This window comes from Faecalicatena sp., from assembly GCF_058819085.1.
Genome location: NZ_JBZUUL010000036.1, coordinates 70883 through 86461 on the forward strand (window position 1 = coordinate 70883; position 15579 = coordinate 86461).

The following is a 15579-nucleotide window of genomic DNA, read 5'->3' on the forward strand; positions in this document are numbered from 1 at the left end:
AAACGGCATCGCGGTGTACGGCGGTTGTTATTTCGATTCCCGCACTTTAATGCGGGTCTCCGTCAAATGATCTAGATCGGTTCATCCGGTATGATGATCGCTGCGATAAAATATGCCAGGATACCGGAACCTGTGCACCCTAAAAGAACCAGTAAGAGACGCACCAGGGTGGCATCTATGTTGAAATATTCCCCAACGCCTCCACATACTCCGCAGATCATACGGTTACTTCTGGAACGATATAATTTTTTCTGTGACATAATGACTCCTCCTTTTTGAAACCACATTTTGAATTTCATTTTGTTCTGTTACTCTTTATAACACAGGATGTGACGCTGTTTTATTATTTATTTTATGGACCTTGTTTTTAAAGGTTCTGCTTAAAGGTTCTTCGCAAAAGATACCTCCGCCGTTCCGATACTGCAGTCGATGGTCAGACTTTTCCCGGCGTTATTCGTGATTTTTTTATCCACTCCTAAGCCGCTGTATCTGCCACCGCCGAGCCGGATCTCTCCCATCCCGCTTTTCAATACATAATCATAGTCCTCTTGTGTACCAGAAAGGGTCAGGTCCAATTCTCCCACACCGCATTCGATCTCCGCACTGCGTGTAAAATCTCCGTTTAGCTTTGCCTGCCCGGCTCCGCAGTCGACATTCAGGTCCTTGGTCTGAAACCGCTTTACAACTGCTCTTCCGGCTCCTACATTCAGATCCATGCAGCCGGCCCTGATATTTTCAATCTCAATCTCCCCGGCACCGATCTTTAGAGAAACATCTTCTAACTCCCGGTCCTTTGGGATCTCAATAACAAGCTTTCCTGCATCCTTCCTGCCGATCCTCTTCCATAAAGCGCGGTCAAAATCCTCTTCGATCTTAAGTGTCCCTTCCTCCTGCCAGTATGAGATATAATCCCGGCATCCTTCGTAGATCCCGCTTGTATCTATTCTGATCTTGTCTCCGGCAGCTTCTCTTACAGCCAGCTTCAAATAATCGAGTTCTGCATCTACTTCCCGGATCCCTGAAAAATCAGAGAGATTCTCCTCGGCTCCATGTCCCTGGTCAGCCAGATCGTCATAATCGTCTAAATCCTCATACTCATCCAGATCTTCATACTCATCCCACTCATCCGGATCATCGCTCCAGTCGTACTGATCGTCCCAGTCGTTCTTAAGCCAGATTAAACCATGCTTATAATGCAGATCACTTCCGTATTCTCTTGCTGCTTCTGAGAATGTAGCTCCCATTGCGGCACCTGCGACACACAGAACAAGACCGGCCCCTAGGACAGAAGAACATATGATCCAAAAAATCTTCCAACCCTTTTTCATTTTATGACACCGCCTTTCTGTGGAACGGCCATCTTATGATCTCCACGATCATTCTGAAAATAGCCGGAAACATAACGATACAAAGTTTAACTGCTGCCACTGTAGCGATCAGGCCGATTATGAAAATGATCAAGCCTGAACCACTGGTCAAAAGCGCGATCGGAAGTGCTGACAATATCTTCGTAAGTCCCAGAATAAAAATCACAAATCCGATGATCATCAATGCCACGGCCCCCACGGCGATCCCTGCAAACAATCCGAATGCTGCAAAAACAATTCCTGCCACAACACAGACAAGAATAAGTAAAAGCGGCCATGCAAACGAAGTCACTGCCAGTGCGATCAGGATCACAAGTACGATCTTCAATGCCTTGCTTGTTCTGGGCTGCTCCTGATACTCATTGTCCGTCCCGTACGAATCATCTCTGTCCGTCTCATCTTTGTAAGATTTACTGCCATAAGGCCCGCGCTCATAGGAACTGCCTCTATATGATGAGTATCCATTCTGTGTACTGTGATAAGTATACCCTCCTTCTGCTCTTTTATAACGGTTGGGTCTCGGTACCGGATCTGCCCTCTGTTCAAATCTGGAATCGCTGTATCCATTCTCCGTAAACTCACCGCTGTCACTATCTTCTCCCTTGAGATCTGCCTTGATAAACGCCGCCACATTCTCAGGACTTCCCAGCTCCCTGATGACTTGTGCTTCGTTCTCCTCTCCGGCATCTTCAAAATAATCTGTATAAAACTTGAGCGCTTCCTGCCGCTCCTCTTCCGGAATTACCGCAAGCAGCACCTCCAGCCTCTCCATGAATTCCTTTCGATTCATCATATGGCACCTCCCTCAAAAATCTCATTGATCTTACCCGAATATTTCTTCCACTCTACCCTGTACAGGTTCAGCTGCACCATGCCCTTCTCGGTCACCTTGTAGTATCTTCTGTTCCTGCCGTCAAACTGCCTGTCATATACTTCCAGACACTCATCCTTCTGCAGCCGCCGAAGCACGGGGTACAGTGTCGACTCCGATACATCAATGGCCTTGCGGACATCCTGGGTGATCTTGTACCCATAAGTGCCTTCGTTCTCTCTGGAGACGACCGCAAGCACGATCGCGTCCAGCAATGCCGCACCAGTATTAAATACCATGTTATCACTCCTTTTATGATATGATCATACCTTAATCTGCGGCTTGCCGCAGACCCGCCCGCAGGGCATGAGTTACGGGATGCCCTTTGGGTATAAACGCTGTATCATTATCATGTCCTTAATGTTGTAGATTCATTGATATTGCTATTTGTTTAATATTGTTTTGTTTTCTATATTATATGTTGTATAATATCTTCTGTCAACCATTATTATAAACCTTAAGAGATTCTTTAGAAATGAGGGACGCCCGCCGTGAGATCCGGGCGTAAGTGCAGGGGAGTGTTTTCGAAAGCTTGACACTTGCGAAGAATTGCTAACAGTAAAAGTGCGGCGGAATGTGGAACCGCCGGGATTCACCGGATAATCCTGATGATGATCCGGCTCAGCCCGGCTAAAAATTTGTTTTGGAAAACAAATTTTTTCCTCATTCCGCCGCGCTTTTACTGCAAGCAATTCTAACGCGCGTTTTATGCTTTTGAAAACACTCCCCTGCACTTACGCCCGGACCTTACGGCGGGCTGGGAGGCTCAAAACGGGAAGGGAGAAGGGCTGAGTTTGTTGGGGGGATGAATGAAAAAAACGGGCATTCTATAAAAAGGGAAATATGAAAATGCGAATATATGTTTAGGCTAAATTAACCTTATCGCTAAGATAAGGTTAATTTGGCCGACAGGGCAAGCTGGCAGAGGAATATTAGGGGGATGCCTATTTTGAAGAGGGGTTTCTGGGTCTTATGGCGGAAAAAATGCATTCCGGCATAAGCTCCTATGCTGCCGCCGCAGAGGGCGAGCAGCAGCAGGGTCTTTTCGGGGATGCGCCACTGGCGGGTGCGGGCGCGTTTTTTATCGGCTCCGTAGATCAGGAATGTGACTATGTTTAGGATGACAAGAAAAATGAAGATATAGGTATGCAGCATAGGGCCTCCTTTTCTATGGTGTTCTTTTTTATTGGTTTCTTTTTGATGAGCTGTTATTGATACAAGGGCTAAGGGTGATGTATCAGCTAACGGTTATACTGTAATTTCTTGTTTTAAGGTGAAGGAATAGATGATTTTTTCTTTCACTTTTTTATCCAGCAGCTGCTCTAAGGCCTGGGCATAATAGTCGAGCTGGGCATGGTATTTTTCTTTGAGCTCTGCCGGGGTGCGCACATGGTCGGTCTTGTAGTCCAGGACCACTAATTCTCCGTTTTCCTCGAAGTAGACGTCTATGATTCCCTGCACCAGAATGGTCTCACCGCTTAGTTCTTCCGGGTAGATTTCTTTCGCATCCACACCGAGAACGAAGGGCTGTTCTTTTTTAAGCAGGTTTTTCTGTGCTGCCATGTGCATCCTTATTCCGCTTGGGCCAGATAAGAATGCGAGAATGTCCCGGGGACGGATGGACTCTGCCATGTCGTGGGCCAGGCGGCCTTCGTCTTCGAGTCGTTTGATCTCCGATCGTAGTGTTTCCTCTGTGTACTCTCTGGTGAAATCCAGAAGTTCCAACAGTTTATGGTATGCACTTCCCCGGGAAGCTCCGGTAAGAGCCGTCTCTTCTTTCAGAAATTCGGGCAGAAGCGGGACTACCTCCGGCTCTTCATACATTTCTTCGCCTGATTCTTCTTCCAGATAGGCCCGTTTCTTTAACTCGGAAACGGTAAATTTCAGTTTCAGCTTTCCTTCCTGCTCGTAGGGATATGTGTATCCCAGCTGTTCCTTAAGCTGTCTGCCAAGCTGCTCGTGGTGGATTTGCTTCGTATCCCAGTGCTCTAACACATCCCTTGCGATGGCCTCCGCTTTCCTGTCCGCGCTCTCATTGGCCGCCAGATTCCAGACATCTTCGATACGAACCTCTAAAGGGATCTCTTCTGTGATCCTTGGAATGAGCGGCAGCACCCAGTCCAGATAGCTTCTCGCCCCTGCCAGGATATGATAAGGAAGAGGTTCTGCCGTTCCTTTTTTTCCGGGGACATCTTGTGCGGCATACTGTTCCAGCACTGTCTGAGCATTGGCAAGCTGTCCTGTCATGATCAGTTTTTCCTTAGCCCTGGTCAGTGCAACGTAAAGCACACGAAGCTCCTCACCCAGATTTTCTCTCGTAATCTCCTCCTGGATCACTTTTTTCAGGATCGTCGGGATCTTTGTCCTTTTTTCCAGGTCGATGGAATCGATTCCCACACCCCACTCCGGGTGGATGACCAGACTGCCCTTTGTATCCTGGGTATTGAACTGTTTTCCCATCCCCGCCACAAAGACGATAGGGAACTCCAGCCCTTTACTTTTGTGGATCGTCATGATGCGGACCGTATCAGACTGTTCATCCGCGATATTGGCCTCACCGTAATCCACATCGTATTTCCGGAGCTGTTCTATATAACGCACAAAGTTAAATAATCCTTTATAACTGGTTCCCTCAAACGCGGATGCTTTTTCCACCAGCATCTCCACATTTGCCATGCGCTGTGCGCCTCCCGGCATGGATGCGATGTAAATGCCGTAACCTGTTTCTTCTATAATATACCAGAGCAGATCATGGATGGCTGTATAGGGGACCATCTTACGAAAATGCCGGAGCGTGGAAAGGAATTGCTGCAGCTGCGTACAGATCTTAGCATTGAGTTCTGCATTCTGTTCTTCTCCATCTAAATATGCATACTGACTTACTGCCTCATAAAATGGAATCTCAGGGAATGTATTCCTGATCTCGGCGAGCTCCTGCGCGTTCAGCCCCGCAAACGGTGAGGTCAGCACTGCCGTCAGCGGCAGCTCCTGCCTGAAATTGTCCAGGATACGCAGATAATCCAGCAGGATACTCACCTCGTAAGTCTCAAAATATCCCTCCTGGCTGCCTGCGTACGCGGGAATTCCTTCCTCTCCCAGCACCTCTGCAAAGGTATCCGCCCAGCCCTTGATGCTCCGGGTCAGAATGACGATATCTTTATACTGGGGAGCGCGGTATTTTCCCGTCGCCTTATCTAAGACGCGCCCGGCCGCCAGCAGCTCTTTGATCCGCTTTGCGACCGCCTTGGCCTCCAGCTCCTTCCCGGTCCTCATTTTCCCGGAAGTAAGCCCGCTTTCCGCGGAATCATCTGTGCCACCGGCATCCTCTGTGCTATTGGCATCCTCTTCCCTGGCTGACGATGTATCCACCAAAAGCAGCTCCGCCTGGTTGATGGAACGGCCTGTCCCGTCCACCTGAGGCTCATAAGCCGCCCCGGGGTATAAAGCCGCCTGCTCATCATAGAGGATACCGCCCAGTTCTTTTCTCATAATATGTTCGAAAATAAAGTTGACACTGCTTAGCACCTCTTTTCTGCTTCGGAAGTTTTTATGCAGGTCGATGCGCTGTTTTTCGCTGTCCTCCTGGCTGTAGGTATCGTATTTCTCCATGAACAGCTCAGGCCTGGAAAGCCGGAAACGGTAGATGCTCTGTTTCACATCCCCCACCATGAAAATATTATACTTCCCTCTGCTTACTGTAGACACGCTGGTCAGTATTGCCTCCTGGATCAGGTTGCTGTCCTGATACTCATCGATCATAACTTCTGCGAACTGTTCCTGATATTCTCTGGCAACAGGAGACGGAACCAGCCGTCCCTCTTCCTCCACGGTCAGGATCCTTAGAGCAAACTGCTCCATATCGTTAAAGTCGATCATATTTTTGCTCTGCTTTTTCTCCGAAAAATCCCTTGCAAACTGTTTGACAAGTCCGGTCAGCACCTCCATTGTACCCGCGGCAGCCTCCATATCCTTAAGGATCTCTTCCGGCTCCTCATAGAAATACATCCCGGTTAAGTCTTTCATCATTTTCTTGACTTTTTCACGCAGAGTCTTGACGCGGTCCCTTTTATCCACATCCACGGTCTCATCCTTCTTCGCAGAGAGCCGTTTCCACGAAGCCCCAAGCGCAGCCTGATACATCGCTTCAAACGACTCTGCCTTTGCGATCCTGGAAACAACTTCCATATCTGTCTCCAGCATATCGCCATACATATACGGGCCGTCCGGAAGGTCGCAGACCGCCAGGGCCTCTTCCAGGATCGTAAGCATATCCGCCGCTTTCTGGTGGACCAGTTCCTTCACCCGCTTCATGCAGGCGGACTCCCCGAACTCAGGCTCTGCCCCGCCATCCTCGCTTTTGTAACTTTGTGCACACTCATCGAGCCACGCATCCGGCTGTGGATAACTCCGGGAATATTCATACAGCTTGAGGATCACGTCCTCCATCTTCTTATCATTGCGGCCCGCGCCAAACTTTTCCACAAATTCCAGGAAGGGCACATCTCCATTTATATAGCATGCTTCCAATAATTCGTCTAAAACATCCTGTTTTAGGAGCTTAAGTTCTCCCTCCTCCGCGATCCGAAATCCCGGATCAATATCCAGCACATGAAAATGATCCCGGATCACGGACAGACAGAAGCTGTGGATGGTGGTGATCTGTGCACTGTGGATCAGGGTTGCCTGCCGCTGCAGATGAACATTCTCAGGCTGCTCTTCCAGTGACTTCTCAATGGCTTCCCGGATACGCTCCTTCATTTCTGCCGCTGCCGCCTCTGTAAACGTCACGATCAGGAGACGGTCCACATCCACCGGGTGCTCTGAGTCTGTCAGCATCTGGATGATCCTCTCTACCAGGACCGCAGTCTTTCCGGAACCTGCTGCCGCCGAGACCAGGATATTCCGGTTTCTCAGGTCGATGACTTTCTGCTGCTCTTTTGTCCACTTAACGCCCATTGTCCTGCACCTCCTTCATCTTCTCCACAACTTCCTCCTTACTCAATTTTTCCAGACTCTGATATTCATATCCCTCAAGTCCCGGCTCGAAACCGCAGATATCCCGGAAATCACAGAAGTCACAGCCTGTACTGTTTCCCATTTCAAAAGGCCTTGCATGAGCCTCTCCGTCCAGGATGCGCTGTTTTAGCTCCTGTTCCTTGCGTTTCGTATATTCCAGAAGCGTGTGAAATTCGTCCGGTGCTAGAACCTTGGAATAACGGCTCAGACTGCCGTCCTTATTTTTCCCTACCGGGATAAAGTTAGAATTCCCGGTCAGGTCCTTTTCCAGATGTCCGATCACAGCCTCATCTGCATTCACAAGCCCGTCCAGCTTTAGCTCTTTTAAAAGTTTTTCCTCCAGAAGAGCTTCGTTCTTCTCTTTATCCACAATCGGATCCTTCATGCGGTAATAAAAGATCCCCGCCGGAAGGATCTCCTGATCAGGATGCCGTCTCTGTTCAATATCCAGCGCCGCATTCAGATAGACCGGAAGCTGCATCTGCAGACCGTGATAAAACGAGGTGATGTCAAAGCTTTTCGCCCCGGTCTTGTAATCCGTGACCTTCACATATACCTTGTTCTCATCCTCACAGGTGTCGATCCGGTCAATCTTCCCGCTGCCGAACTTCATCTCATATCCGCTCGGCACAAAATCACCCTTTCTAAGCTGCTCCGTCAACGCCCATACCGAGCGGTGGATCAGCTTTTTGATCCTGGTGACCATATATTCATTGCGCGCACTGCTGAACAGAACCGTATTTCCATAGTCTACGATACTTTCCTCCACGCTCTCCTCGATCAGCTGCGTGCGCATCTCCTCCCCCATCTCGGTCCATGAGATCTGATTGATATCGGCCTTCTTAGCAAAACGCTCCATGGACTGATGGGCGATATTTCCTAAGTCCATCGCCTCAAACTGGTACTGCTCCCGCTCCGAAAGGCGCAGTCCATAAGTCAAAAAGTGAGCATATGCGCAGGATGCAAACCTCTCCAGCCTGGTGACACTGAATCTGGAGGCATCTCCATACATCAGTCTGGCCGCCTCTTTTGTCAGACGGTCCGGCTCTTTCCGAAAGAAGGCCGCATCCAGCATCTTCTCCCCAAGAGAGTTTTGCTTCTGATCTTTCACATACCAGGAAAATAATTCCTTCCACTCATCAGACAGTCCCATAGCGCGGCTGCGCAGGCCGTCGATCAGATATTCCATAGCCGTCTTTTTCGTCAATTCCTGTCCTGTAATACCAATCTGCTCCTCATCCACGATCTTAAGCAGAGGGAACAGCCGCCGGATATCCTGCACCAGATAAGCCGGGCGCAGACTTTTCCCGTCCGCGGAAACCTTGCTGAAAGAAAGTACCAGATAATGGGTCGGCTTCGTCAGGTTCATATAAAGGTAAAACTTCTGAATATAAGTCTTCTCCTTAGATCCCGGAGAGAGCGCGATCTTCTGTTTCGTAAAATGCTCTCTGTCCCGTTCGGACAGAAGCCCCCCCTGTCCTAATTTTCCCGGAAGGAGGGTATCGTTTGCCCCCACAAAAAACAGGGCTTTTATATCCTTGAGGCGGGTTCTCTCCACATCCCCGACGACCACCTGGTCCAGACTCGGCGGGATGACGCCGACCTTAGCCTCCTCCAGCCCGGCATCTAAGAGCTCACAGTATTCTTTCAGGGAAATCTTTTCCTCGCCAAGTAATTCTACGAATTTATCAAACAATTCGATCACGATCCGGTACACCTGAGCATACTCTTTTGCCAGGGCCAGCTCGCCCTCGGCCTGAAACTGCTCTTCCATTTCTTTCAGACGCACCTGGCACTGCTGCCCTGCAAGATACTCATAGACAGCCAGGGTAATGTCCTTTACCGTCTTCGAACGCTGCTTAAGCACAAACATCAGTGCATCGATATTTTCCACAAACCGCACCCGAAGTCCGTTCAGTACAGCGAGTTCTTCCTCTTCCACCCCGGTTGTGCGCCGCACCCAGGCGCCCTGCCATTTCTTATAGCCTTTCAGTCCCAGCGCCAGAACATAGTTCTCCATCTTGTCCACCTCATCACGGGTAAACCCGGTCATTCCCGTGCGCAGGAAACGAAAGACACTCTCGTAAGAAAAATTCTGCTCTGCCATGGCAAGAAGGCTCCTTAGATATTCCACAAATGCATTCAGAAGGATACTCTTCTTGTTGTCCATAAAAACAGGGATCCCATAGGTATCACAGGCTTTTTCCATGTGGACAGCATAGGCATTCAGGTCGCTTGAAATGACCGCGATATCCCGGTAACGCAGTCCCTTCTCCCGCACCAGATACCGGATCTTAGAAGCCACAAACTCCGCCTCCTTCTTCGGGTTCCTGGCTGCATGTACCGACAGAGCATCCTGTTCCTTTTCATACTGTCTCTTGGAATAACGGAACAGCTCCGATTCCAGAAAGCCCAGCACCTCATTTTCTCTAAAACGGTAAAAAGGCCTTTTATACAGGCAGACTGCGTCCTCGATCTCCACCCGGCACTCCTTCGCGATCTTCACCAGACTGGTGACCATCTGCTTGCTCAGCGCAAAAAGCTGATAGGGGTGCTGATAGACATAAGGGTCCTCCCTTTCGTCCATGACCGCCGTAATCATGACCTTTTGGCAGGCGCGCATCAATTCCCCCAGCAGCTGATTCTGCACCGGAGTGAACCCGGTAAAACCGTCCAGTACGACCACACTTTTTTTCAAAAGAGCAGACTTTGGCACTGCGGCGCTTAAAACATCCAGAAGCTCCTCCTTCGTGATGTATTTGTCCGCCAGATAATTTTCAAAGCCTTCGTAGACCTTGCGGATATCCATCAGCTTATAATGAAGGTAACTCTCCGGCTCTAGCTCCTCCATGAACTCGTCCAGCTTCTCGAAGCCGATCCCATACTGGGTGAACTCCGAGATCACGGACTTCACCTCGCTGATATACCCCTGCTTCTTGAGATTTCCACGCAGGACCTTTAGATCCTCCTCATAATCCCCCGCGATCTTGCGCAGGATCAGATTCTTACCCTCGTCATCCAGGACCCGCTTCGTATCTCCTCCGGTCTCCTCAAAGATCCGGTGCGCAAGCCTCCCGAAGCTTAACACATCAATGTTCATGATCCCGTGCTTCGGATGCATCATGCACAAGTCCTTCTGCGTCTGCATCGTAAACTGCTCCGGCACAAGCACAAGGTAATTAAGATCCGGATGCTTCATCGATTCCCCGATCACCGTCTGATATAAATAATGGGACTTTCCCGAACCGGAATTCCCGAAAATAAACTGTAATGACATGCGAACCTCCTGACAAATATTTAACAACCACGTGCAAAGGGGTCTGACCCTTTTGCATTTCTCCCTATTTTATCACACTTCCTCAAATTTAAAAATCCCTCATTGACTTCCAGTTTTTTATCTGCTAATATATCAACAGAATGAATAGATTGGAGATGAAAAGATGAGGAATTTATCCTGCTAATTATAACCGCATAACAAAACAGACTGACGAAAGGACTCTGTCCGTTTTTTTGTTGTGCGATCGCAGGAAGGTTCATCCTCTTTTCTTGACATATACTGTTATGATCTTGCCTCATGTGCGGGTGTCTGATTTTTTTGGCGCGCACTTATCCTAAGCAGGATGATAAAAGATGTGTAATAAGAAGCCGCAGGAATTAACTTTTCTGCGGCTTTTATTGTGCCTGTCACAGGACTTATTACACACCAAAAGACAGACAAGGAGGTATGCTATATGTCAAGAATCCAGGTAGCGGATTTAACCTTTGCTTATGACAGCAGTTTTGATTATATTTTTGAACATGTATCTTTCCAGATCGATACGGACTGGAAATTAGGCTTTATCGGGAGAAACGGGCGCGGGAAGACTACGTTTCTGAATCTCCTCTTAGGGAAATATGAGTACAGCGGGACCATTTCGGCCAGTGTGGACTTCGAGTATTTCCCGTATCCGGTAGAAAATCCGGATGATCTGACACTAAATATCGTGGAATCAGTCAATCCTCATGCCGAGACCTGGCAGATTTTTAAGGAACTGAATCTGATGGATACGGACCCGGAACTTCTGTACCGCCCTTTTTCCACTCTCAGCAACGGTGAGCGTACCAAGGTTCTGCTTGCCGCCCTCTTCCTGAAGGAAAATGCATTTTTACTGATCGATGAGCCGACGAACCATCTGGATGTCAATGCCCGCGAGAAGGTGGCCCGGTATCTGAATTCCAAGAAGGGATTCATCCTGGTCTCACACGACCGTACTTTTTTGGACAAATGCATCGACCATGTGCTGTCCATCAATAAGACCAATATCGAAATACAAAAAGGGACCTTCTCCTCCTGGTTTGCAAATAAAGAGGCCATGGATCAGATGGAAATGGAGCGCAATGCCCAGCTAAAAACTGACATCCGCCGTTTAGAAGAGGCCGCCAAAAGGACTGAGCGGTGGTCAGATAAGGTGGAGAGCACAAAAATCGGACAGCGTGTGGCAGGCCTCCGCCCGGACCGGGGACATATCGGCCATCAGGCCGCCAAGATGATGAAACGTTCCAAGTCCACCCAGAAACGTCAGCAGAATGCGATCGCTGAGAAGGAGACGCTGCTGAAAAATATTGAGACTATGGACGAACTGAAACTGAATCCGCTCACTTATCACACGGATCTGATCCTGTCTATGGAGGATGTGGGAATCTCCTACGGGAAAACGCCAGTATTTGAGAAACTCAGTTTTTCTGTGCGAAGGGGCAGCCGCGTCTGCCTGCGTGGGAAAAACGGCTGCGGCAAGACAAGTCTGATCAAACTGATCCTCGGTGAAAAGATCCCCTATACCGGCAGTTTTCATCTGGGCAGCGGGGTCAGGATCTCCTATATCTCCCAGGATACTTCCTGGCTGAAAGGCAGCCTCACTAAGTTTGCCAGAGAATATGAGCTGGATGAAACCATTTTTAAGGCACTCCTTCGGAAACTCGATTTTGACCGGGTACAGTTCGAGAAGAAAATAGAGGAATACAGCGAAGGCCAGAAAAAGAAGGTTCTGATCGCCAAAAGCCTGTGTGAGCCCGCACACCTGTTTATCTGGGATGAGCCGCTGAACTTCGTGGATGTGTTCTCAAGGATGCAGATCGAAAACCTTCTGCTAAAATATCAGCCCACAATGCTTTTCGTGGAGCATGATGAGGCATTTCAGGAAAAGATCGCAACACAGATCGTGAACCTATAAATGTTATACGTGTGCCAAAAATTCCGGTAACGATTCAGCCATGCGGTCGAGCCTGCATGGCTGAATTATTACACTTTCCTTTCCTGGAGATTTGAGGTAAAATAAACACTAGTATAAGGGACAAAAAAAGACCTGGATTTTTTATCTTTTGAGGAGGGGCCTAAATGCTGGGAGGAGAACCACAAAAGGAAAATGTCCTTTTTTTCACCTGCAGTCTGATCGAATACATTTCGTGGAAAACAAAGAACAAAAGATCAGATGTAGTAAATGCCCTTGGGTGGTCAGCGACGATTTTATAGAATCCGCCGGAATTAAAAACGGTACTTTTGATAATATCTCTTCTGCGAAGTATGTGATCCCGAGCCACTGGGATATCAGCAAGGTTTATAAACGTCTGATCCTTGGAATTGCCCAGGAAAAAGAGATGGATATCATTGATGCATTGTTTGCCGCCTATCATTCTTTTGTCAGCGACAAAATCGATGATTATAACAGCAGTTTTTATTATGATGCCCCACAGAATATTCTAAATGCTTTCTTATATGGAGTAATAGAATAGCACTGGAAGATATTTTCAAATCTATTGCACCGTTACCTCATAGCAGTGCTGACTGCTATGAGGTAATCGCCTGCCAATAAATTATAATCAAACTCTTAACGCTGAGAATGGTTCCGGACGAACACATCCCGATATAATTTTTTGACGTCCCCCCTTTTCCCCACACCTGTTGATTGCATCTATCACCTCAAAAATATGATAAGCAAAACTATGATCAAGTCTACTCTTTTTACCTTTTTTAATGGCCTCTGCCATCTCTGCTACTCCGATTCCTCTGTTGTTTTCGCTGAACTCTGACACAGGTTCAAGTATCTGTATACGCTTATCCTTTTCGATTCCATACATAGTAGGAATAAATGTAATCTCTCCTCCAAACCGGTTCGCATCACCTAATTTAAGTACCCCCTTTGTCCCATATATGACAAAGTTTGCAAGATCTACAAAATTCGTATCACCTTGAATAGAAAAAGTACCTGCCACGCCTGTTCTCATAGAGATGATTGCCGCAATCTGGCTCTCGTTTTGATAGAAATATTCCTGTCCATATCCTGATGATTTTGGATAAGTGTTTGTACGGACCGGTCTGTTATTTCTGGAAATAGCACTAATCTCATTTATGCCTCCCAGCAGGCTGCACAGTGCAGTAAGATAATAAACACCGTAGTCCTGACATATACCTCCTCCGGGCTGTCTTAAGTATCCCGCCATTGCAGCCAGACAATCCAGATCCCTATTAGCGGATATCGAAAACGAGTAGATATCTCCGAGCATTCCCTCGTCAATAGCCCGGCGTGCAGTTTGCAGAGCTGAACCTAGAAATGTCTCTGGTGCTGAACACAGATAAAGCCCCTTGTGTTCTGCCAGTTCAGACAATTCTTTTGCCTGCCAGAGTTCCTGCGCCATTGTTTTTTCAGTAAACACATGTTTTCCCTGGAGTAATGCAGCGCGTATTACGCTATAATGCTGTTTTATCCCTGTAAGAACAACCACAATTTCTATCTCTGGATCTGCAAGCATTTCTTCATAGGTGCATGCTTTTATTCCATATTGCTCTGCCTTTTGTTCTGCATGTTCTATATGCCTTGCACAGCAGGACACGACTTCAAGATTGGTGAATTTTTCTGTCATATTTTCCAGATAGATATCGCTGATCATACCAGTCCCAACTACACCCGCTTTCATAGCATCCTCCCTTTCAATTGAACTTGTCTGTCTCAATTCCATTATCTGCAATCACTTTTGCATACCATCCCGCACTTTTTTTAGGAATACGTTTACGCGTCTCATAATCCGTATAGAGCAGACCAAATCGTTTGTAGAATCCACCAGACCACTCAAAATTGTCTAAAAGAGACCAGACATAATATCCTCTGACATCAATTCCGTCTTTGATGGCACGATAAAGCCAATATAAAATTTTTTCAATATACTCAATCCGTTTCTGATCATCCAGTATGATTTCCAAATCTGTTTCACCCTCTGTGCAGTATCCGTTTTCTGTCAGATAAATCGGAACGTGAATCTTATATTTTTCAACGAGCATATGCAGAACATCATACAGTGCTTCCTGGTGATATTCTCTTCGATCCTGAAAGTTACCACCTTTCTTATCTTGGGAGCGCTTCTTTTCCGGCTTCTCTGCATCATCGATCAATCCATTATAGAAATTCAACCCATAAAAATCAACTTTCTGACATATTGTCTCGTAATCACCTTTTTCTATCTGTGGCATTAGATCATTCTCCTGCATATATTTCATAAGAATTTCTGAATAGCCTCCTAAAAAGAGCGGGTGAAGAAACATGCCATAACCCGTAATTTCATTTTTATAAAGTGCCATCTGTTCATCATTTTCCCTGCCTGGATGCGCCGGTTTGTGAGGCCATACATCGACCACAATACCAATTTTCGCATGATTCAGATGCTTTCCCCGGAACAATTTCACTGTCTCTCCATGACATACCATAAGATTATGGATACACTGTCTCGCATATTTTTCGTCTTTCAGTCCGGGCGCAAAAAAACCATTTGCATGTCCAACGTAGACCGCGATTGGTTCATTGAATGTCGCCCAGATATCCACATCATTTCCAAAGTTATCTAAGAGTACCTCCGCATACTCCAAAAACCATTTTATAATATTTCGATTCCCAAATCCCCCTTGAATCTGAAGTGCATATGGCAGATCCCAGTGATACATCGTAGCATTTGGAACGATCCCATTTTCTTTCAGACAGGAGATCAGTCTTCTGTAATAATCAATCCCTGCTTCATTGACCTTTCCTGTTCCCTCTGGAAGTATTCTCGACCAGGAAAAAGAAAAACGGTAACTTTTTATCCCCAGCTTTTTCATTTGTCTGACATCATCTTCATATAGGTGATACTGGTCACATCCTACATCTGGCAGATCGCCATTTAATATTTTCCCTGGTATATGGCTGAATGCATCCCATATGGACGGCCCCCTTCCATCTTCATACGCTGCTCCTTCTACCTGTGCTGCCGCTGTAGCAACTCCCCACAAAAAGTTTTCCGGAAATTCATATTTAGTCATTT

General features: G+C 47.3%; 10 protein-coding genes and 1 pseudogene. 2 read left to right on the forward strand and 9 right to left on the reverse strand.

Going from position 1 to position 15579, the window contains the following annotated elements; genetic code table 11:
- Nucleotides 1-71: 71 nt before the first annotated feature.
- From AC4OGX_RS16530 to AC4OGX_RS16560, 7 genes are all read right to left on the reverse strand, one after another.
- Nucleotides 72-260 carry a PspC domain-containing protein gene (locus tag AC4OGX_RS16530; protein WP_493331745.1) on the reverse strand — a complete coding sequence of 63 codons (189 nt, stop codon included), beginning with the start codon at nt 258-260 and terminating at the stop codon, nt 72-74.
- A gap of 120 nt (nt 261-380) precedes the next feature.
- Complete coding sequence (locus AC4OGX_RS16535) at nt 381-1328, reverse strand: DUF4097 family beta strand repeat-containing protein (protein WP_493331747.1); 948 nt, start codon at nt 1326-1328, stop codon at nt 381-383.
- A gap of 1 nt (nt 1329) precedes the next feature.
- Nucleotides 1330-2160, reverse strand: coding sequence for a DUF1700 domain-containing protein (locus AC4OGX_RS16540; RefSeq protein WP_493331749.1), 831 nt, complete (start codon nt 2158-2160; stop codon nt 1330-1332).
- The gene (locus AC4OGX_RS16545; protein ID WP_493331751.1) at nt 2157-2477 is read right to left on the reverse strand and encodes a PadR family transcriptional regulator; all 321 of its coding nucleotides are present in this window, start codon (nt 2475-2477) and stop codon (nt 2157-2159) included. Before AC4OGX_RS16545 ends, AC4OGX_RS16540 begins: the two co-directional genes overlap by 4 nt.
- Nucleotides 2478-3123: 646 nt before the next feature.
- Nucleotides 3124-3393 (reverse strand): DUF1294 domain-containing protein, encoded by a 270-nt coding sequence (locus tag AC4OGX_RS16550; protein ID WP_493331752.1) that lies wholly within the window; start codon nt 3391-3393, stop codon nt 3124-3126.
- A gap of 93 nt (nt 3394-3486) precedes the next feature.
- On the reverse strand, nt 3487-7194 hold the full coding sequence (gene addA / locus AC4OGX_RS16555; RefSeq protein ID WP_493331753.1) for a helicase-exonuclease AddAB subunit AddA: 3708 nt from the start codon (nt 7192-7194) through the stop codon (nt 3487-3489).
- On the reverse strand, nt 7184-10531 hold the full coding sequence (locus tag AC4OGX_RS16560) for a PD-(D/E)XK nuclease family protein (RefSeq protein WP_493331755.1): 3348 nt from the start codon (nt 10529-10531) through the stop codon (nt 7184-7186). Before AC4OGX_RS16560 ends, addA begins: the two co-directional genes overlap by 11 nt.
- 454 nt (nt 10532-10985) lie before the next feature.
- Between AC4OGX_RS16560 and abc-f the strand changes: the two genes are divergently transcribed.
- Nucleotides 10986-12464 (forward strand): ribosomal protection-like ABC-F family protein, encoded by a 1479-nt coding sequence (gene abc-f, locus AC4OGX_RS16565; RefSeq protein ID WP_493331756.1) that lies wholly within the window; start codon nt 10986-10988, stop codon nt 12462-12464.
- 164 nt (nt 12465-12628) lie between these two features.
- Nucleotides 12629-13023, forward strand: a pseudogene (locus AC4OGX_RS16570) (hypothetical protein).
- Between the two features lie 87 nt (nt 13024-13110).
- On the opposite strand, the gene AC4OGX_RS16575 reads toward AC4OGX_RS16570, so the two are convergent.
- Together AC4OGX_RS16575 and AC4OGX_RS16580 are read right to left on the reverse strand one after the other, a co-directional pair.
- Complete coding sequence (locus AC4OGX_RS16575; RefSeq protein ID WP_493331758.1) at nt 13111-14247, reverse strand: Gfo/Idh/MocA family protein; 1137 nt, start codon at nt 14245-14247, stop codon at nt 13111-13113.
- The gene (locus AC4OGX_RS16580) at nt 14219-15577 is read right to left on the reverse strand and encodes a glycoside hydrolase family 1 protein (RefSeq protein ID WP_493331759.1); all 1359 of its coding nucleotides are present in this window, start codon (nt 15575-15577) and stop codon (nt 14219-14221) included. Before AC4OGX_RS16580 ends, AC4OGX_RS16575 begins: the two co-directional genes overlap by 29 nt.
- Nucleotides 15578-15579 lie beyond the last annotated feature (2 nt).